This is a genomic window from Candidatus Avelusimicrobium sp. (assembly GCF_050873505.1).
Classification (GTDB): domain Bacteria; phylum Elusimicrobiota; class Elusimicrobia; order Elusimicrobiales; family Elusimicrobiaceae; genus Avelusimicrobium.
In genome coordinates this window covers 22168-42746 of sequence record NZ_JBNMIY010000005.1, presented here as the reverse complement: position 1 = coordinate 42746, position 20579 = coordinate 22168, and the positions used below count along the sequence as shown (strand labels likewise).

Here is a 20579-nt window from a genome sequence, read left to right as displayed (position 1 = left end):
GAGTTATTTTTACTGGCCACAGCAGGTTACTTCGCGTTTGTAAGTATAAGTTTTTATGTTTCCAATATCAGGAGTGGAAGGTGTATAACCCGGACACAATTTAAGTCCCGGCCATTTTGCGTGGCACGCGTCCGTACCGCAGCAGCAATTTCCGTGTGCATTATCCGGGCACGGTCCGTTATCAATCGGCTCCATTGGCGTGGATAAATCAGGACCGTTTGGGCCTATGGTAACAGCATAATAGAAAGTAGGAGCCGGCAAGCCGTTTGCCATTTTGGCCCCTTTAAGGCTACTACCCCAGCCCTTTATAGTACCTGTGCTGGAAGTAGTCGGCAACGTAATCGTGCCAACTTCACCCGTGATTGTAGTCGGCGGTAAAATTGTCGTACCACCAGAACTGCTTCCTCCACCGATAAGAATTTGGGCGGTAAAAACATCAGTACAGGTGCCCTTAAAGGAAGGCATATCCGAGCAAGAAAATTTACTGGTTGCATTGCCATCACAAGTATCACCTTCGGAATCCGATGTCTTCGTTGGCTCGCTGTAACTGTCTTCGCAGGAAGCCGTGCAGGTGTCAGACCAAGCGCTCCAAGCGCAAGCCGTGGCGTTCCAAGTTCTCGTTTGCGTACCCGTAGAGCCCTCTGGGCAGTCGCGCGAAGAGGCTTCTCCGGCGGGCGGATTTTGGCAGTCACACTCGCGTTGCGTTTTACTGCAAGTGCCCCAAGAACTGTAATTCCATTTACCGGTGGACGTGTTGCAGGTTGCCGTGCGGGTTTGCGTACCGCAGGTGTTACAAATTTGGCTGGTCACCTCTTGCGGTTCGGTGCACTCGCAGGCGTCCGAGATAGAGCAGACGCTCCAAGCACTCCAAGTGCCAGTAGTCGTATCGCAGGTTCTCGTTTGCGTCCCGCCGTTGTTGCACCCGCAGGCTTGCGTAGAAGAACCCGAACAAGGGATAACTTTCGGGCCGTCATCCCCGGACGCGCACTCCGCGCCGCTCGTATAGTCCGCTTTCGCCGTTAATTCCGAGCACAAAGGATAATTTTTATTCAGTTTCGCGCATTGTTCCGCGTTATCACAGCATAAACGGCCGTCCCGGTAAGACGGCATTTTTAACGTGTAGCCGTATTTACCCTTGCTCGCCGCTTCTATACCCGTGTTCTTTAACGTATAGTTAAAGTTTTTCGTATTTAACGAGGCCAAATTGACCGTGGCTGCGTCCATGGTATAGGCTTTATCCAAGGCACAGCGTTTTTCTTGTTCTGTTCTGACGGCCGCCATCATTTCTTCGGCTTCCGTCGTTTTGCGCGTTTCTACCACTTTACTGAATTTTGGTAATACCACCGCAGACAATACACCTATCACGATGACCACTACCAAAAGTTCCGTAAGCGTAAACGCTTTCTTCCTTCGGTTATTGTTCATTTTTCCCTCACCTTAAAATTGGGGGACGTACGGACTATTATTCGTACGCCCCGTGGCTTTCTGTCTTGTTAGAGGAGGGACAGAAAGAACGAGCAAAAACACCCTTTTTAACGGCTTTCAACTGCCGCATACGTCCCCCCTCATAAACTTGCCGCTAGCAAAAATTTACCAAAAAAAAAAAACGGAGTCAAGCCTCTGTGCAAGGTTGCCAACTTGGATACGATTTTCCGTTATTTTATGAACTTTTGGGATAATATTGCGCCATTTGGAAATTGGCTTGACCCGTTTTTTATTTTGTTTGCCACACTATTTTGCAATGACGCAAACGAACGGGAAAAACAACGGCAAAAACGCCCAACAACTCAATCGGTAGATCCTGAAACCAGTTCAGGATGACCACTTTTTTTCGTAAAGTCGTCATTCCCGAAGGTTGTAGTCGGGAATCTGTTTTTGCTGTTGTTGTTACCTTACGAAACGACAGATCCCGGATAAAAACACTCCGGGATGACGGCATAACAACACAACAAGACAAAGCCGTTATTTATGGGCAGTCATCCTGAATTGTCGCCCTTACCGCTAGGCGGCACCCCGTAAGGTTTCTGTACGGGGTCCATTAATAGGTTTCAGGATCTACCGCTTGTGGTGTTCGTCGTTGCCGTCATCCTGGAAAGCCGTAGTCCAGGATCCGTTGTTATAAAATAAGGAGTAGATACTGGACAGAAACCTTCCAGTATGACCTTTATTTTTATAAACAACCAACAACCCATAAGGCAGATTCTGAAAACCCTGCGGGCCGCCAATTCCACGGGGATAACGACATAACACCAAGCAACAAAAACCCCGGGGGAAAAATCCGCCGGGGTGAGAAATTATCCAATATAACAGTTTATTTTTGCGGGGTATGCGGGTCAAAGCGGTGTTTGTAATACGCTACAAACTTATCCCACACCGCACGAACCTCCGGCTTATCCGCCAACCGGGGAGCCATATCCTCCAACTTACCCACAAACAGTTCCCGCACTTGGCGAGGAGACTGCAAACTGTTGTAAGCCGCTTCCTCGGCCGATACGCGGGCACAGTACAAAAGCGTTTCTTTAATCTGTCCGTAATATTTCACTTCGTCCGTGCCGATAGCACCACCCATATCGCGCAGGCCGGTGCGGACCTCGCGGGCCAAAAGCGCCGTATAAAACTCGTGCATATTAACCGTAGGCGAAAATACGCCTTGCATTAAAATCGTTAAAAAACGGACTCTGTCCGCAGACGGCAAAAGGGGCAAAAAGTGGTCGTTTAGCCGCTGGGCCGTGGCTTCGCCCAACAGCGCGCGGAAGTTGGGGTTATCGTCCGTGGGCTTCATCCCCGCGGAATATTGGTAGCGTTTACGAAATTCCTGTTCCGCTTGGTTTTGCGCAATACGCAGTTCGTATTCCAACGCGAGCAAATAAGTATGGCTGAGTTTCATCCCCGAGCGGATACGCTGGGAAAGCACCAACATACACGGGCTTAATCTATTGGTGTTTTGGTCCTGCATTTTATAAAGGGCTCTGGATACTTCCCGCGTAAGGACATTGGAAATCTCTTCCGAGTTGATTCTAGCGTCCTTTAAAAGCGGGGCCAAGGCTTCGCGCTTAGGCAAAAGGGAAGAAAAACGCGCTAAAATTTGGTGCTCGGGCGTACCCTCCACTAAATGCTGTAAAGCCGCATCCTCCGCCGGAACAGTAACCCTGGGCGTGCGGGCCAAAATCTTCCTCACGCCTTTAAAGGATTTAAGCGGATTTTTTTGCGCAAAAGCCGCCGTAGGAACGAACAACCCTGCTAAAAATAAAATAAATAATTTTTTACCCATACCTATATTTTGCAAAACTCACACACAAAATAACAGGGCCCTTGGACCCATTTTTATATAGGGCAAAGGACCTAAAAAAGAGGGAACCCGGTAAGGTTCCCCCGTTGGTTACAGATTGTCTTTAATGGTTTGCGCGAGGCGCTTTAAACCTTCTACCATTTGTTCCTTAGTAGGGTAAGAAAAGTTTAAGCGCATATCGTTAAACACATTGGCCTGCGGATAGAAATCCACCCCCGCCACATAGGCTACTTTATTTTCAATAGCCTTAGGAAGCAGGTCCGTGGCGTTCATATGTTTGGGCAAGGTAAGCCACAGGAAGAGGCCACCCTCGGGGCGCGTCCAAGAAACATTTTTCGGCATATATTTTGCCAAGGTTTCCAACATCAAGTCGCGTTTTTCGCGGTAGGCCGCAATGATTTCTTTGACGTGCTGCATCAGCATCCCGCTGCGCAGGTATTCGCCCGTAGCCAACTGCAAAATAGGCGAGGTGCACAAGTCCATCGCCTGTTTTAAAATAACATATTTACGGATGACGTCTTCCGGCCCGATGATATAGCCTAGGCGGAAGCCCGGCACAAACACCTTGGAGAACGTGAACATCGTAATCACGTTGCCGCGTCCGTTATCCAACGCGTAAAAGGTACGCGGGGAAGTACCTTCAAAGCGTACCTGGCGGTACGGGGAGTCTTCCAAAATAAAGGTGTTATATTTTTGGGCGATTTCCAAAATTTGTATGCGGCGGTCTTCGGGAATAGTCGTACCCGTGGGGTTTTGGAAATCGGGCACCAAGTAAATAAATTTGCACTGTTTGCCCTGGGCCTTTAACGCGGCCAGTTTGGCTTCCAAATCTTCGGGCAAAATGCCGTATGCGTCGCTTTCCGCGCCCGTAATGTCCGCACCCGCCACGTGGAACGCCTGCAACGCGCCCAAATAGGTGGGGCAAGCGGTAATAATGCTGTCGCCGGGGTTTACGAACAGGCGCGCCGTCATATCCAACGCCTGCTGGGAGGCAGACACCACCATCATTTGGTCGGTGGTTACGTCAATATTTTCGGTCTCTTTTAAGAGTTTTACCAGTTCCGTGCGCAGTTCCATTTGCCCTTCGGTCGTGCCGTACTGCAACGCCTGTTTGGGGGTCTTTGTCAATACATCTTGCATAATGTTGGCAATTTCGTGCGTGGGGAACAATTCCGGGGCCGGTAACCCCCCCGCGAACGAAATAATATCCGGGCGGGCAATCACTTTCAAAAGTTCTCTAATGGCAGAAGCCTTGGAGCGGCTTACCACTTGGGAAAACAACTTATTGTAATTCATCTGCTACTCCCAATCTTATAATAATCGCTTAACTAATATATTGTACAATTTTTAGGCTCAAATCTTTCGCCGGAACCGAGTGCGTAAGCGCCCCCATAGAAATTACATCTGGGCGAACTGCGCAGTAGGCCTCTAAATTGGTTTTATTCACGCCGCCGGAAACCTCAATAATCGCGCGTCCGGCAATTTCTTTTTTGCACACGGCAATTTGCTCAGGCGTCATATTATCCAGCATAATGATATCCGCCCCGGCGTTTAAGGCTTCCTTTACCTCGTCCAAGTTCGTGGTTTCCACCTCTACCTTGGGCGTGTGGCCGATAACGTCCTTAATCTTTTTGACGGCCGCCGTAATGGAGCCCGCCGCCGCAATGTGGTTATCCTTAATCATCACGCTGTCGGCCAGGCTAATGCGGTGGTTGCGCGCGCCGCCAATGCGTACCGCGTATTTATCCAAGCGCCGCAAGCCGGGCTGGGTTTTACGCGTATCTACAATCATTACGCCGTATTTTTTGCCGATGGCCGCATACTCGCGCGAGGCGGTGGCAATCCCGCTCATCCGCTGCATAAAGTTAAGCGCGGTCCGTTCGGCCTTTAAAATAGACAAGGTGCGCCCCGTCAGTTCCAGCACGATTTCGCCCTTCTTCACGTCGTCGCCGTCCTTTTTAAGCGGCGTAAAAACGACCTCCGGGTCCACCGCGTGGAACACGGTTTTGGCTACGTCCATACCGCACAGCACTAAGTCTTCCTTGGCGCGGATAGCGGCCTTGGCCCGGTTTTCGGGCGTAAAAATAGTGTCCGAGGTGATATCCCCCAAACTTAAATCTTCCAGTAAGGCAAGTTCAATAATTTTATCTAGTATCATTTGGCAAGTTCAAACATTTTTTCAATGGCTTTTTTGGCCTGGGCCGCTATGTTTTCGTCCACCGTAACCACTTGGTCGGGGCGAGGGTCAATCAGGGCTTCCAGGGTATTAATCAAACTGTTCTTCTTCATATAACTGCAAACACCGTAGGGCCAGATGAAGGTTTTGTCCGGGTGTTCGGCTTCCAAACGGTTGACAAGGCCAAACTCCGTAAGCATCCCAAACGTCTTATCCGGCGACGCGGCCACATACGCGGCCATCCCCTTGGTGCTTCCCACGTAATCGCACTTTTGGCAAACTTCAATGGGGCACTCCGGGTGCGCCAACACTTTTATACCGGGATGTTCAGCGCGCAGTTTATCTACAATTTCCGGGCGGTATTTGTCGTGCACGCAGCAGGACCCGCCGGAAGAAATAATCTTTTTGGGCGTGCCGCGGCGTTTGAGTTCGGCGTCAATATTTTGCGCCATTAACATATCGGGCACAAAAATAAGTTCATTGCCGGGGATTTTCTGCGCAATATCAAACACATTGCCCGACGTTACACACGAATCACACACGGCTTTTACGTCCGCTGAACTGTTGATATAGCACAGGGCCGGTACGCCGGGGTGTTTTTCGCGCAGTTTTTTTACATCTTCCCCCGTCATAGAATCGGCCAGCGTGCACCCCGCACGGCCCGCCGGGATAACCACCTTTTTGCCCGGGTTAATGATTTTGGCCGTTTCCGCCATAAACCACACCCCCGCAAAAACAATGATATCGGCGGTAGAGGAGCGCGCCTTTAACGCCAATTCATACGAGTCCCCCCTAAAATCGGCCACGCCGTAAACCAAATCGGGCGTGGTGTAGGAGTGGGCGAGAATAACGGCGTTCTGCTCTTTTTTAAAGCGGTTAATCGCCAGTACATACGGCGCGGCGGCCAGGCAGTCCTCAAACGTCCACTTGGCGGCCTTAGTTTTAGATACAGATTTAAGAAGCCCATATAATCTATGGGCTTCTTGTGTAAGTTGTGCTTCTTTATCTAACGGCGTAAGCATAAATTATTGCAGGGTATCCGGCGCAATTTCGTCGCTCGTGTAGGTGGTAGTCGTCGTGCTGGTGGACGAGGTGGACGTATTCGGCGCGGAACCGTCTAAATAGTAAATATTGGTATTGTTGATGACCTTTTTATTGGTCGTTGTGGATTTAGAGGTGCTTTTGGCAGTCGTCTTTTTGGCCGCTTTCTTGACCACTTTGGCGGCGGGCTTTTTGGCCCCTCTTACCGTTTGTTCGGCAGGCGGCAAATAGGAATCCCCGCAAGCCTGCAATTCGTAGGCGGGCAAGGTGTCGTAATCGGCCTCCGGCGCCAAAAGGTTATCAAATTCTTGGTCAATAATTTGGTATTTAGCATCTTTGGCGGATGCTTTATTGCGGGAATCCGCAGTTTTGGTGTTGGCGTTGCCGGAAGAGCAAGCGGCGGCGCCGAAAGCGGCGATAAAGGCCGCGAGTAAAAGTTTCTTCATAACCCGTCTCCTTATTAATGCGGGAAAACCCGCGCGTTACTAAATTATATATCATATTGCGCGGATTTGGAAAGATTTTCCCATAGAATTTTTTACAGGTTTCCCCTTATATTTTAGTATAATAAAAAGGTTGTACCGTTTGGGAGGAAGAAAAAAACACGATGGAAAGCCTGCAACAATTATGGACGGCGGTGTGCGCGTTTGCCTCGGCGCCGACCTTGCAACATATGTACGACGTAATGAACGGATTCAATACCTTGGTATGGGGTCCGCCGATGATTATTATCCTGCTTTTTTTAGGTATTTACTTTACTATCCGCTTGCACTTTCTACAAAAATACACTTGGCCGGCGATGAAACTGTCGGTAAAAAAAGTGGAATCCGAAGGGATGGTCAGCAGTTTTGGCTCCCTTGCCGTAATGATTGGCGCCACCGTGGGTACGGGGAGCATTATCGGTGTAACCACCGCCGTATCCGAAGGCGGACCGGGCGCCTTATTTTGGATGGTAATAGCCGGATTTTTCAACTTTGCCATTAAATACAGCGAGTGTATGGTAGCCTACAAGTACCGCGTGCGCCTGCCGGACGGCGAATACGTGGGCGGGCCGATGTATTACCTTTCCCGCATTTTAAAGTTCAAATGGCTCGGTATTATTTTTGCCGTGGGTACGGTGTTAATGGCCTTAACCGCCGGAAGCGCATTGCAATCCAACTCTATTGCTGACGCCTTGCGCGAAGGGTACAATTTAAATCCGTGGTATGTGGGGCTCTTTGTGGCGATAGCCACGGGCGTAGTGATTATCGGCGGGGTAAAGCGTATTGCCGCGTATTCCGAGTGGCTGGTGCCGATTATGGGCGGGCTTTATTTACTGCTTGCCGTTATCGTGCTTTGTATGCACTTTACCGAAATTCCCGCGGCCGTGGTAATGGTGATTAAAAGCGCCTTCACGGGCAAGGCCGCCTTGGGCGGAGCCGCTGGCGTGGGGATTATGGCGATTGTGCAGGCAATGGTGCCCGCGTTAAGCGCAGGCGTTACCCGCGCCGTACTGGCTACCGAAGCCGGGCTGGGAAGCGCCTCTATTGCGGCCGCCGCGGCCAAAACCCGCAGCGCTACACAAATGGCGATTATTTCGGCCACTTCCGTATTTTGGGCAATTTTTATTTGCTCGCTGACGGGTATGGTCATTGTACTGGCGGGCGACTGGCAGAACCCCAACGTATATGCGGCCAACCTGTGCAACAGCGCGTTTAAAACCGTGCCGTATATCGGTACGCCGATTTTGATTTTCTCGCTGGTGGTATTTTCGTTCACCACCATTATCGGCTGGGGCTATTATGTGGAAAAGGCTTTGCAATTTTTGTGCAAGGGCTCCAATGTGCTCATAAAACCCGTGCGAGTGCTGTTTATTATTTTAACCTTTGTGGGCGGCTGGATTGGCACCAGTTTTTCGCTGGATTGGACGATTTCAGACTCGCTCTTGCGCACTGCCGAAGCCAACGGTTCCACGCGCTTTATGTGGGCGCTTGTAATCTTCACGATGACGATGATGACCGTGCCCAACATTTGGGCGTTATGGTGCTTCCGCAAAGTGATTATTAAAACCACGCGCAAGAACATTAAAAACATCGTGGGCAAACAACCCAAGGCCAACTAATCACCCGTTACTAAATAACTATCCCCCGATATAATCAGGGGATAGTTATTTATTTCTTACCAGATTAAGGGAGCAGCCAGCGGTTGCTAGATATGGCTTCTCCGCCTAAACTTTTACATACTTTTGCGCCCAAAGGATTATTAGCCAAACATACTCTCTTATTTTGATATTCGGCAGAATACTGTCCGTAAAACGTAATCGCCACCTTGGGCCACCCTGTATTTCCTACGGAAGAATACAGCCCGCCGATTACGGTAGGCCCCTTTTCTCCACCACATCCCTTTCCACACTGCGTAACATATGTTCCATCTGCCCAAAAGAAATCTCTATCTGCATATTGATGTATATAATCCTGCGGCAGTGCTATATCCAAATTTTTAATATGGGTATAATAGCCATTGGCCAAATAAAATGAATCTTCCGCATCACTAATAGAACGTAGCAAAGGCATTATTGCCGCTAACCTGCTCTTCATCACCGCCAACTGATACTGTGGCACCGCCACCGCCGCCAAAATGCCAATAATGAGAACGACGACTAATAATTCTATTAGTGTAAAGCCACTGTGTGCCGTGCGGCCTCCCCAAACAGACGTCATTCCGTAAGGTTTCTGTACGGAATCTCGCCGTTTCGCAACAACAGATTCTGGACTACAACTTTCCAGAATGACGCCACCAGCGCAAGTGGCCACACGGCTAACATCACTAAATCCTTTCATTTTTTCTCCTTGTCAAGGCCTTTATATTTGAGCAAAACGGCCTTTTATACGCGTTTTTATACGGCGGATACATCCGGGTACGACCACCGCAATTTATCAAAATTTTAACAAAAAAAAAAAACGAAACAACCCCTTTAAAAAGAACGACGGAAAAGCGCCTTGCAGGCGGCAAACTTTCCGCGCTCGTTTGATTTATTTGGCAACACTCTTTTTGTAATGCCGCAAGCAACGAAACGGCAACAATAAAAAAGTAAGGCTGTTATAAAATAAAAGTCATCCTGAATTTATTTCAGGATCTACTGATTGGGTAGTTGGTTGTTTCTGCTGTTTTTAACAACCCATAAGGTAGATTCTGAAACAAGTTCAGAATGACCTCTTTTTTTCATACAGTCGTCATCCCCGAGGAATTTAGTCGGGGATCCGTTGTTGCCGTTGCCTTTTTTTAAATAACGACAGATTCCCGACTACAACACTCGGGAATGACGACAAAAAGCGATGCCGCAAGGCCATTATAAAAATTGGAAACTTTTTGCCTATCTAACCCCTTTTTGCGCTTGTGAAAGGGCGGATAATAAGCCATACTAAAAGTGGTAAACCTTTTCTAACGGTGCATTGCAGGCAAAGCCGCCGTAAGGGGACCCGTGGGGGACGGTCCGCATTACTTCCCCCCAACCAATATATTGGTAACCCCGCCCGCACCCGGGCGGGGGCTTTTGTTTTACCAGATTCACTTTGCCGCGCCGCGTTTTTCCCGCGCGGGCTAAAAAACTGTTACAATATATTATATTTGCCCGGGACACCCGGCGCCAAAAGGAGACACAAATGATTAAAGAAGGTTCCAAAGTCAAATTTGACTACACCCTTACGGTTGACGGCAAAGTAGCCGACACCTCCGCCGGACGCGGCCCGCTGGAATACACCCACGGGGCAGGGCACATTATTCCGGGCTTGGAAGAAGAACTGACCGGGATGAAAGTGGGCGACAAAAAGACGGTAAAAGTCGCTCCGGAAAAAGGCTACGGCAAGGTTTTGGAAGAAGCCATCCGCCGCGTGCCGAAAGAAGCCATCGGTGGCGCCGAACACTTAAAAGTAGGCGATATGGTGGGCGCCAGCAACGAAGGGCACACCTTCCGCGCGGTAGTGAAGGAAATTACCGATAAAGAAGTGGTGCTGGACTTTAACCACCCGTTGGCCGGCAAAGAACTTACCTTTGACGTGGAAATTAAAGAAATCAACTAATTTCCCCTTATTTGCAAAAACCCCGGGTTCTTTATAACCCGGGGTTTTTTATCGGCTTCGTTGTAAATCAGGTGTAACTTTCCAAATATGTGTGCAACCCTTCGGCACGCGCCTGCGACACGCCCGCCTCGTAGAGTTCTTCGGCTTCGTCTGTGCGGCCCAAGGCGTACAATACCTGCGCCAAGGAAAGTTTGGTTAAAATCTGCCCGCGTTTTTCGTCAGAATTGTCAAACAAAACGCGTGCTTCTTCCAAATCCTTTAAGGCGGCGGCCATTTTGTTTTTGCGTTTTAAAATATCCGCGCGGCCCCACTTTACAAAGCCCAAATCCACCGTATCGTGGATAGACGAATACAGTTTATCGGCCACATTGTAATGGCGCAGGGCTTCGTCGTACTTGCCCTGTTGGCGCAAGCCGTTGGCCATACCGCAGTTGGTATAGGCCTTGCCGAAAACGTCCTCGCTCTTGCGGAAGATTTTTTCCGCCAGTTTGTAGTTTTTCACGCACTCGTCAATTTTTCCGCAAATGCGGCTAATCCCGGCCAAACCGCAATGCCCATAGGCTACGGAAATATCATCGCCCGCTTTTTTGGCAAGCGAAATAGCCTTTTTGAACTGCGCTACGCCCTCTTCAAAGTGGCCTTGCAAGCGGAAGATTCCCCCCTTGGCCCAATGGATAAAACTCATCCCGGCGTAGTCCTTTAACTGCGTATAGGCGGACAAGACGGCATCCAGCAAATCAAGCGCTTCTTCCAGACGGCCCCACGCACGCAAGGCCATACCCATTTCCTGCATTGCGCGGACGACAAATTCGTCGTATTCCAATTCTTGCGCCATTTTCAAAGCATCCTCAGCCAGTTCATACGCGGCGGCGGAGTGTCCCAAGGTGCGGTAGCAAGCCGCCATCGCCAAGAGCGCATCCATACGGCGTTCGGCTTCGTCGGCCACCTTTAAGCAGTTGGCGTAACTTTTTAGAGCGTCCTCAAAGGAGCCCAGTTGGCGCTGTGCCTCGCCCGTTAAAAACCAAGCGGCGGCGTCCTTCTTTTTGGCTTCGGCCAACACGGCCAGCGTTTCCGACGGACGGCCTTCGTCAAGCAAATTTTCCAAAGCGTCTAAATCCAACTTTGCGGTTTGTTTCTTTTTGGGTTGAGCCATATACTCTCCTAATTTAACGGCTGAAACTTTTATCATTTGTCACCCTGAACTTGTTTCAGGGTCCAGCGATACTAAAATATACTACTAAATAAATCGTCCCAATTCGGATTAAAACTTTCAATTAAATTAAGTTTCCAATCCCGATGCCAGCGTTTTAACTGCTTTTCCCTTTCAATAGCGGCAAGTATATTATCACTTACTTCATAATAAACCAACCGTACCGCTCCATATTTTTGTGTGAAGCCCGGAACCACCTTTGTTTTATGCTCATAAATTCTTTTAGCCAAGTCAGAAGTAACACCGATATACAAAGTACCATATTTTTTATTGGCTAAGATATAAACAAAAGCGTTCATACGTTTCCGCTTGGGCTACTAAACTTTTCTTACGCTAGACCCTGAAACAAGTTCAGGGTGACGGCACACGAAGAACAGCCAGTTCTAGCCGACTTTTTACATCTGTAACAATTTTTTAATTTCGGCTAAGGTGGCGGCCAAATCGTAGGGCTTGGGAATAAAATAATCAGCCCCCGCTTCCGTGGCGCGGTCGCGCGATTCGGGGTCGGACAAGGTGGACATTATCACCACCGGGATCCGCCAAGTGGCATTGTCGGTCTTTAACAATTTGCACACGTCAAACCCGCTTAATTTAGGAAGCATTAAATCCAATAGTACCAAATCGGGCTTTATCTGCTTGGCCAGTTGCACGCCGGCCACGCCGTTTTCGGCCCAGTGGACCTCAATGCCGTCCACCTTTAAGGCGCCGCAAAGCGCGTTGCCCAGGACCTTGGAATCTTCAATCAGCACCACTTTCTTCATATTACAGTTCTTCGCAATGGTCTTTGTACAGGCGGATAGCCTCGGCGTATTCGCGGGCGTTTTTAATAACACCGTTCACTTCGTCTTCTTCCAGTTTGCGCACGATCTTGGCCGGAACGCCCATCACCAGCGACCCCGCCGGGATATTTTTTCCCGCCGGAACCACCGCCCCTGCCCCAATAATGCAGTTGGGGCCGATTTCGCTCTCCATTACCACGGCGTTCATACCGATTAGGCAGTTATCGCCGATTTTACTGCCGTGCACAATCGCCCCGTGGCCCACGCTTACGCCGCGTCCGATAATGCAGGGCGCACCGTAATTGACGTGTACGCAGGCATTTTCCTGAATATTGGAATTATCCCCCACCGTAATGGAAGCAATATCCCCGCGCAACACGGCGCAGGGCCAAATGGATACATTTTCCCCTATGGTAACATCGCCAATTAACACCGCTGTTTTGTGCACATAGCAACTGGGGCGCACGCTGGGGACTTGTTCGTTAATGCGTTCTTTCATAGCAGGGCTCCTTTGGAATTTTTATTTTTGCGCGGAGAGGACGGGGACGAAAGTTGCAGCCCCCAATAAATAAAAATGCTCACAATGCCCGGCAAAATATAATACACCACGCGGTAAATAAGCGAGGCCATAAGGGCGGAATCCCAGTCTATACCCATTTGGGAATAGACCGCCGTCATCGCCAGTTCCATTGCGCCCAAACCACCCGGCAAAATGGGGATTAGTGTCGTAACCATACCGACGGCAAACCCGGCGACCAATACGCCCGCCGTAATGTGTATGCCCACCGCGCGGAAGGCAAAATACAAGACCAAAATGGTAAACAGCCAATCGGCGCAGACGTAAACAATCGTCATAGTGAGTTTATTCTTTTTGCGGTGGATAAGGTCAATACCCTCGTCCAACTGGTCCATAAAATCGTCGTATTTCCCTTTGGGGATTAAGGCGCGGAACACGTGGTAAAGCACCTTATTCATCATACGGAAGCACTTTCTTAACCATTTGGAGCGCAGTTCGTTATTAAATAAAAACGCCGTAATCACCACGCATACCGCGCACATTACGATAATAAGCGAAAAGTTTTTGAGCAGTTGCATTGTGGTGGCCGACGAGTTAAAAAGCATCAGCACCGAGCCCTGCAAAATGATAATCGCCAATACAAAATACAAAAGCACCGTAATGACAATGCTGGCCGTAACGCAGGTGCCAAACGGCACGCGGCGGCGGTTTAACAGGTGGGCGCGCAAGGCAAACCCGCTTACGCCCAACGAGGAAACAATATAGTTTACCGTGGTGGAAACGAGCGCAATGCCCATTGCCGCGCTTTTGGAGATTTTCCGCCCCATAATACGCAACACTTCGTACAGGCTCATCCCCATTGCCACATAGATAAGCACAGAAGACAATAAAGATAAAAAGAGGTATTTGGTTTTTACGCCCTGCCAAATTTTTACAAAACTGTCCTTAGCCTGATAAATCATAAAGGCAATCAGGCCGACGGATAAAAGGATGCCCAAGGTATAGAGCAAATATTTAAGCGGTTTTTTCACGCGCGCGCTCCGGGTATGAAAGATATATAAATTATATAATTTATTTAAGCAAAAAGGGCGTTTTGCGCGCTTATAAAAAGCACGCGCCGCCCGGGGGTTTTTAAAGTTATGAAGAGCATTAAAGTAATTGGCGCAAAAGGCCACAATTTAAAAAATGTTACCGTAGAAATGCCCAAGGACAAAATGGTCGTAGTAACCGGGCTGTCCGGCTCGGGCAAAAGTTCCTTGGCGTTTGATACCATTTATGCCGAAGGGCAACGCCGCTATGTGGAAAGTATGTCCGCTTACGCCCGGCAATTTTTGGAATTAATGGAAAAACCGGACGTAGAGCATATTGAGGGCCTTTCCCCGGCTATTTCCATTGAACAGCGCAACCCGTCCAAAAACCCGCGCTCTACCGTTGCCACGGTTACGGAAATTTACGACTATTTACGCCTTTTATTCGCCCGCGTGGGGCACCGCTTTTGCCCGCATTGCGGCCGCGAGGTGGAATCTTGGAGCGTACAGGGCATTGCGCAGGATATTTTAAAAAAGTTTAACGAAAAAACCGTTTTTATTTTATCCCCCGTGGTCCGCGGGCGTGCGGGAACGTATGAGGAACTGTTTGCCAAGTTTAAAAAAGAGGGCTATGTAAAAGCCCGCGTGGACGGCACCGTCATCACGCTGGACCATACGCCTACCTTGGAACGCTACAAAAAGCATACCATTGAACTGGTAACGGACGAAATTTTTGTAGAGGAATTTGACCGCGAGCGGTTGGTGGAAAGTTTGGAAGCCGCCCTAAAATACGCGCAAGGCCTCGTGCACATTGTGGAAGCCGAGGGCGACAAACCGCGCGAATTTACTTATAGCGAAAACAACGCCTGCGCGCATTGCGGTATCGGGTTTAGCGAGTTGGAACCGCGCCTTTTCTCGTTCAACTCCCCCTACGGCGCGTGCCCGGACTGCAACGGCTTGGGCCTTAAAATAGAAGTAGCCGAGGACCTGGTGGTGCCGGACGATACGCTTTCCATTAACGAGGGCGCGATTGCCGCTTGGGATAACCCTGTTACCACGCGCACCCACCGCTGGAAAAATTCTTGGAGCGGGTATTATTATGATATTTTGCGCCAAGTTTGCCACCAAAACCACATCAGCCTGCACACGCCGTGGAAGGATTTGCCCAAAGAACAGCGCGACCTGCTCTTGTACGGCACGGGCGGAGCCAGTTATACGTCCGTCATTTCGGGCGGCGAGCAAGATTTTGAAGGCGTAATTACCAACTTAAAACGCCGCTACCAAGAAAGCGAAAGCGACTTTGTAAAAGAGGAAGTGTATAACCGCTTTATGCGCGAGGTTACCTGCCCCACCTGCGGCGGAAAACGCTTAAAGCCCGAAGCCTTGGCCGTGCGTATTAACGGTAAAAATATTAACGATATTACAGCGATGCAGGTTTCCGCCGCCAAGGAATTTTTTGAACACCTTGAACTAACGGACAAGGAAAAAATCATCGCCAAGGATGTATTAAAGGAAATCCGCGCGCGTTTGGACTTTTTAAACAGCGTGGGCCTTTCTTATTTAACCTTGGAGCGCAAGAGCCAAACCCTGTCGGGCGGCGAAGCACAGCGTATCCACCTGGCTACGCAAATCGGCTCCGGCTTAACGGGTGTTTTGTATGTGTTGGACGAGCCCACCATCGGCTTGCACTCACGCGACAACGACCGCCTGATTGAAACGCTTAAAAACCTGCGCGATTTAGACAACACCCTTATCATCGTGGAACACGATAAGGACACCATTTTAGCCGCCGATTATGTGGTAGAACTGGGCCCCGCGGCGGGCGAATACGGCGGCAACATCGTGGCCGCAGAGCCGACGGCGGACTTTTTGCGTGATGAAAAGTCGCTGACCGCCTCTTATTTAAACGGGCGGCGGATGATTCTCCCGCGCGAGGAACTGCGCAAGGGAAACGGCAAATATTTGGAAATTTTAGGCGCACAGCAATTTAACCTCAAAAATATTGACGTTAAGTTTCCGCTGGGCAAATTTATCTGCGTAACGGGCGTGTCCGGCTCGGGCAAGTCCACGCTCATCCACCAAATTTTGTACAAAGCACTTGCCCAAAAGTTCTACGGCGCCAAGGACGCTCCGGGCAAACACAAGGCCATTAAAGGGTTGGAAAACATTGATAAAGTCATCATCGTGGACCAAAGCCCTATCGGCAAAACCCCGCGCAGCAACCCCGCCACCTATACGGGTGTGTTTTCGCACATACGCGATTTATTTGCCGAAATGCCCGAAGCCAAACGCCGCGGCTACAAGCCGGGCCGCTTCTCCTTTAACGTAAAGGGCGGGCGGTGCGAAAAGTGCCAAGGCGACGGTATTTTAAAAATCCAAATGCAGTTCCTGCCCGATATTTATGTAAAGTGCGAGGAGTGCAACGGCCAACGCTTTAACGAGGATACGTTACAGGTAAAATTCAAGGGCAAAAACATTGCCGAAGTGCTGGATATGAGCGTATCGCAGGCGTTGGAATTTTTTGACGCTATCCCCAAAATCAAACGCTATTTAAAAACGCTAAACGACGTGGGCCTCGGCTACATAAAACTGGGCCAAGCCGCCACCACGCTTTCCGGCGGCGAAGCGCAGCGCGTAAAACTGGCGGACGAACTTTCCCGCAAGGGGACCGGCAAAACGCTCTACATTTTGGACGAACCCACCACCGGCCTGCACTTTGCGGATATTGATAAACTCCTCCACGTACTTCACGGCTTGGCTGACAAGGGCAACACCGTGCTTATTATTGAGCACAACTTGGACGTTATCAAAACCGCCGATTGGCTGATTGACCTCGGCCCCGAAGGCGGCGACAAAGGCGGCACGATTGTCTGCGAGGGCACGCCCCGCCAAGTGGCCGCGTGTAAGGAATCTTACACCGGACGATATTTAAAGCCGGAATTGGAAGCGGTGGATAAATTTTTAGCAGAACACCCCGAGCAAAAATTGCACGGGCCCAAAACATCTGCCAAAAAGGCCCCGGCTAAAAAAGCCAAGGGGAGCAAAAAATGAAGAATAAAATCCACAAAACAAACGCCGCCCGCCACTTGGACGAATTAAACATCCCCTACGAACTTATTCCGTACGAGGTGGATGAGGAAAATTTAAGCGCCCTGCACGTCGCGCAGACCTTGGGGCAAAATATTGACCAAGTGTATAAAACCTTGGTTTTGCGCGGCGACAAAACGGGCTTCTTTGTGTGCGTAATACCCGGCGGGGCGGAGTTGGATATGAAGGCCGCCGCACGCGTAAGCGGCAATAAATCATGCGAAATGCTGCACGTAAAGGAGTTAGTCCCCGTTACGGGCTATATGCGCGGCGGGTGCTCCCCCTTGGGGATGAAGAAACCCTTTCCTACTTTTATTCACGAAGATTGCATTTTGTGGGATTTTATATACGTCAGCGCGGGGCTGCGCGGTTTGCAAATTAAAATCAACCCCAACGACCTTTTAAAGGCCGCCCACGCGCAAGCCGTGCCTTTGTGCTTATAATGCAATTTTTGCCTTGTTAAATAGCGTTAAACCCCTTATACTATATATATACGCTTTCTAGGAGGTGTCTTATGTACGCCGGAATAGGAAAACGCTTCTTTGCCTTTTTAATTGACGCGCTTGTCTTTGCCGTGTTGTATTGGGCGTTGTGGCAGATGATGAAGAGTTACGCCACCGTTTCGCTGGTGTTACTGGTCATTATTTGGCTGTATTATGCGCTCCTAGAAAGTTCCCCCCTGCAAGCCAGCGTCGGCAAAATATTAATGGGCATAAAAGTAGTGGACCGCCGGGGCCGCCGCCTTTCCTTTTGGCAAGCCACGGAGCGTATTGTCTCCAAACTGGTAACCAACGTAACCTTTTATTTCGGCTTCTTTGTGGCCGCGTGGGATAAAAAGAAACGCACCCTGCACGACCGTATCAGCCACAGCGCCGTAATTTTAAAATCCGCCGAGTTTGACCCCGACGCCATAGAGGAAGAAGAGGACGAAGACGCTTCTCTCACTTGGATAACGCTCGTATCGGTGGCGCTCGCAATCGTGTTTGTACTTTTACTTTTGTGGTGCGTGGCACTGCCGCAGTACCAGCATACCGAGCGGTATGTGCAACTTACGCGCGTGCTGGCGGAGACGGACGAAGCCGCCCGCGCCCAGTTGGCCGCCGCTTCCCGCCCTGGGGTGGACCCGCGCGAGTGGCAGGTGTTGCCGGGTGAGTGTTTAAAAATCGGTCCGCAGAAACTTTCCTGCCGCGGGTTTGATTTGGTATTGGAACCCGGCGGCATAAAGGCCAACGCCCGCACGGGGGCAATGGACATTTTATACACGCTTTACTATCCCTTTGGCGGCGGGCCATTAACCTGCACCCCGCGCACGCCCCAAGGGCAAGAAATTTGCTCTACGCTGAAAAAATAAAAAGACGGCGGGTAGCCCCTCGGGGATGACGGCACGCTGCGCGCCGCACCCTGAGGGCGGCCACTTGTCCGCGCCCTTTTGATTAACGAAGCAACACTGTTTTTGTAATGTTGCAACCAACGCAACGGCAACAATAAATAAAACAAGGGCGTCGTCCTGAACTCGTTTCAGGACCTACCACTTGGGTCGTTCGTCGTTGTCGTCATCCTGGAAAGTTGTAGTCCAGGATCCGTTGTTATTAAAAAGAGGAAAACAACGGATTCCCGAACGCTCCGCGTCGGCAAACCTTCCCGTATGACTTTTTAAATAACTACACAACAAACAACCTGTGCGGTAGATCCTGAAACAAGTTCAGGATGACCACTTTTTTAATAAGAGGCCCTTTTTCCCTTTGTCATTCCCGAGTGCCGTAGTCGGGAATCTGTTTTTGCCGTGGTTGTTCTCTTCCGAAACGACAGATCCCCGACAGAAACCATCGGGGATGACAACAAAAGTGGAATACCCGTCTTTCCCGAACGCTCCGCACCAATAAGAATTTTTTAACATAAAAACCCCCGGACTAAACCGGGGGTTTTGAAAGTTATGCCTAACTTTTACTTATTGGCTACACAAGTAAGCACTTGGCCTGTACCGGAAGCATTGTTACAAGATTTTCCACAGGTTCCGCCAGAATAATTATAAGTTCCGTTAGAACATCCATTATGAGACATAGAAATCAAACATTTATAGGAGCAGGAACCAGAGCCAGGGGTGCAATTTTTATCACAAATTGATTGATAATCAGAACCATAACAATCAGGCATAGACCCCCCAGAATACCGATACATTTTACCCCCTATCAAAGTTCCATTTGTCCACCACAAATACCGGGCGGCCGCCGAATCGGTTTTAGGAGATAGGGCTAAATACCCCCCTTTATAAAACTCAAAAGAATTTATACCTATACCTGTACAGGCTGTACAACACCCTTGTTGGGGATTAAAATCTCCCCCCATATAACAGTGTGTTGGATCTGCTCCGGCAGAACCACAGGGCAGTCTTTTATCAAAATCGCCCGGACAATAATGACAATTCACTAACACACCAATATCAATTACCTCGGGTTTAAAAGTGCCCAAGCAGGCTCCGTTTTTGCTAAGCACCATATTGCTGGGACAAGTACACTCGCAAGACGAACTATCCCAAGTACCGCTAGTATGTACGCAATTTGCTTCGCCGGAAGGATTGCTACACCCGGCCGTTTTGCTTTTGAGTAAAAACGAGGTATAGGTTTTGCCGTTGGTCTTTTTATTGCCGGAAGAATCATAATCGCTTGCGTATTGGTTATCCCACCAAAGTTCTTCCCCAAGGTTCGCCGAGTTTTGCGCACTTTTGTTTATTTTGGCGGTGCCGGAAATTTCCATATTGTCCGTCTTGCCACCCATTACCGCTATGTCGTTTCCGTAAATAGTGCTCGTTACTTGGCTTTTGTGGTAGTTCGTATCTTTAAAGGTTACGTTATTTGCCATTATGCGCCCTGCCGTTACTGTACCGCCGTCTTCAACCGTTAATTTTTCACTCAAACGGTATTCTGGTGTATTCGTGGTGCCTAACGTAGTTCCGTTTTGGATGTTTACTTGTTTTAAGTAAGCATTGGCGCCTTTGATTACAATATTCCCCACATTGGAACGGGTATTACAAAAGTTAAGTATCGGCGCACTGGTTACGTGCGTGGAGTCTGCCGCGTCCAAATGGGCGAAGTTGCCCACCGGGGCGGATAAGGTGGTTACAAACTGCATTTGTTCCGCATTGACGGCTGTAAACAACAGCATACAGGCGGAGAGAAGTGTGAGTTTTTTCATTTTTTGTCCTCGTTTAAACGGCCCAAACGGCCTTTTATACGCATTTTTATACAGCGGATACATCCGGGTATATCCACTGCGAATTATCAAAATTTTAACAAAAAAAAAAACGAAACAACCCCTTTAAAATAAGTCCTGCGGACGGCTTACCTTTTTCCCTCTTTTGATTAATGGCGCCACACTGTTTTTATAATGTCGCCAC

18 protein-coding genes are annotated in these 20579 nt (G+C 49.4%); 5 read left to right on the top strand and 13 right to left on the bottom strand.

Going from position 1 to position 20579, the window contains the following annotated elements; all coding sequences use genetic code 11:
* Positions 1 to 9: 9 nt before the first annotated feature.
* The 6 genes from ACR0QV_RS04075 to ACR0QV_RS04050 form a co-directional block, all read right to left on the bottom strand.
* Complete coding sequence (locus ACR0QV_RS04075; RefSeq protein ID WP_432634786.1) at positions 10 to 1425, bottom strand: prepilin-type N-terminal cleavage/methylation domain-containing protein; 1416 nt, start codon at positions 1423 to 1425, stop codon at positions 10 to 12.
* Positions 1426 to 2311: 886 nt separating this feature from the next.
* Positions 2312 to 3271 carry a hypothetical protein gene (locus ACR0QV_RS04070; protein WP_432634784.1) on the bottom strand — a complete coding sequence of 320 codons (960 nt, stop codon included), beginning with the start codon at positions 3269 to 3271 and terminating at the stop codon, positions 2312 to 2314.
* A gap of 108 nt (positions 3272 to 3379) precedes the next feature.
* Positions 3380 to 4585 (bottom strand): PLP-dependent aminotransferase family protein, encoded by a 1206-nt coding sequence (locus ACR0QV_RS04065; RefSeq protein WP_432634782.1) that lies wholly within the window; start codon positions 4583 to 4585, stop codon positions 3380 to 3382.
* Positions 4586 to 4613: 28 nt separating this feature from the next.
* Positions 4614 to 5447: a carboxylating nicotinate-nucleotide diphosphorylase gene (nadC, locus tag ACR0QV_RS04060; RefSeq protein WP_432634780.1), complete on the bottom strand. Its 834-nt coding sequence runs from the start codon at positions 5445 to 5447 to the stop codon at positions 4614 to 4616.
* The gene (gene nadA / locus ACR0QV_RS04055) at positions 5444 to 6487 is read right to left on the bottom strand and encodes a quinolinate synthase NadA (protein ID WP_432634778.1); all 1044 of its coding nucleotides are present in this window, start codon (positions 6485 to 6487) and stop codon (positions 5444 to 5446) included. Before nadA ends, nadC begins: the two co-directional genes overlap by 4 nt.
* Before the next feature lie 3 nt (positions 6488 to 6490).
* A complete protein-coding gene (locus tag ACR0QV_RS04050; protein WP_432634776.1) occupies positions 6491 to 6952 on the bottom strand; it encodes a hypothetical protein in 462 nt (153 codons plus the stop codon).
* 161 nt (positions 6953 to 7113) lie between these two features.
* Between ACR0QV_RS04050 and ACR0QV_RS04045 the strand changes: the two genes are divergently transcribed.
* Positions 7114 to 8607: an alanine/glycine:cation symporter family protein gene (locus ACR0QV_RS04045; RefSeq protein ID WP_432634774.1), complete on the top strand. Its 1494-nt coding sequence runs from the start codon at positions 7114 to 7116 to the stop codon at positions 8605 to 8607.
* 64 nt (positions 8608 to 8671) lie between these two features.
* On the opposite strand, the gene ACR0QV_RS04040 is transcribed toward ACR0QV_RS04045, so the two are convergent.
* A complete protein-coding gene (locus ACR0QV_RS04040; protein WP_432634772.1) occupies positions 8672 to 9325 on the bottom strand; it encodes a type IV pilin protein in 654 nt (217 codons plus the stop codon).
* Positions 9326 to 10147: 822 nt separating this feature from the next.
* On the opposite strand from ACR0QV_RS04040, the gene ACR0QV_RS04035 reads away from it, so the two are divergent.
* A complete protein-coding gene (locus ACR0QV_RS04035) occupies positions 10148 to 10564 on the top strand; it encodes an FKBP-type peptidyl-prolyl cis-trans isomerase (RefSeq protein ID WP_428061509.1) in 417 nt (138 codons plus the stop codon).
* Between the two features lie 67 nt (positions 10565 to 10631).
* Here ACR0QV_RS04035 and ACR0QV_RS04030 read toward each other — a convergent pair whose 3' ends face one another.
* The 5 genes from ACR0QV_RS04030 to ACR0QV_RS04010 form a co-directional block, all read right to left on the bottom strand.
* Positions 10632 to 11717, bottom strand: coding sequence for a tetratricopeptide repeat protein (locus ACR0QV_RS04030; RefSeq protein WP_432634770.1), 1086 nt, complete (start codon positions 11715 to 11717; stop codon positions 10632 to 10634).
* 71 nt (positions 11718 to 11788) lie between these two features.
* Positions 11789 to 12073 carry a GIY-YIG nuclease family protein gene (locus ACR0QV_RS04025; RefSeq protein ID WP_432634768.1) on the bottom strand — a complete coding sequence of 95 codons (285 nt, stop codon included), beginning with the start codon at positions 12071 to 12073 and terminating at the stop codon, positions 11789 to 11791.
* A gap of 96 nt (positions 12074 to 12169) precedes the next feature.
* Complete coding sequence (locus tag ACR0QV_RS04020; RefSeq protein WP_428053338.1) at positions 12170 to 12535, bottom strand: response regulator transcription factor; 366 nt, start codon at positions 12533 to 12535, stop codon at positions 12170 to 12172.
* Between the two features lies 1 nt (position 12536).
* Positions 12537 to 13052: a gamma carbonic anhydrase family protein gene (locus tag ACR0QV_RS04015; protein ID WP_428053337.1), complete on the bottom strand. Its 516-nt coding sequence runs from the start codon at positions 13050 to 13052 to the stop codon at positions 12537 to 12539.
* Positions 13049 to 14101, bottom strand: a complete 1053-nt coding sequence (locus ACR0QV_RS04010; protein ID WP_432634766.1) for a lysylphosphatidylglycerol synthase transmembrane domain-containing protein — start codon at positions 14099 to 14101, stop codon at positions 13049 to 13051. The genes ACR0QV_RS04015 and ACR0QV_RS04010 overlap by 4 nt, the downstream gene beginning before the upstream one ends.
* Positions 14102 to 14209: 108 nt before the next feature.
* Here ACR0QV_RS04010 and uvrA point away from each other — a divergent pair, with 108 nt between their 5' ends.
* The 3 genes from uvrA (at position 14210) to ACR0QV_RS03995 (ending at position 18536) form a co-directional block, all read left to right on the top strand.
* On the top strand, positions 14210 to 17149 hold the full coding sequence (uvrA, locus tag ACR0QV_RS04005) for an excinuclease ABC subunit UvrA (protein ID WP_432634764.1): 2940 nt from the start codon (positions 14210 to 14212) through the stop codon (positions 17147 to 17149).
* Positions 17146 to 17628, top strand: a complete 483-nt coding sequence (gene ybaK, locus ACR0QV_RS04000; protein WP_432634762.1) for a Cys-tRNA(Pro) deacylase — start codon at positions 17146 to 17148, stop codon at positions 17626 to 17628. Before uvrA ends, ybaK begins: the two co-directional genes overlap by 4 nt.
* 71 nt (positions 17629 to 17699) lie before the next feature.
* Positions 17700 to 18536: an RDD family protein gene (locus ACR0QV_RS03995; RefSeq protein ID WP_432634760.1), complete on the top strand. Its 837-nt coding sequence runs from the start codon at positions 17700 to 17702 to the stop codon at positions 18534 to 18536.
* Between the two features lie 593 nt (positions 18537 to 19129).
* On the opposite strand, the gene ACR0QV_RS03990 is transcribed toward ACR0QV_RS03995, so the two are convergent.
* Positions 19130 to 20377 carry a hypothetical protein gene (locus ACR0QV_RS03990; protein ID WP_432634758.1) on the bottom strand — a complete coding sequence of 416 codons (1248 nt, stop codon included), beginning with the start codon at positions 20375 to 20377 and terminating at the stop codon, positions 19130 to 19132.
* Between the last annotated feature and the right edge of the window lie 202 nt (positions 20378 to 20579).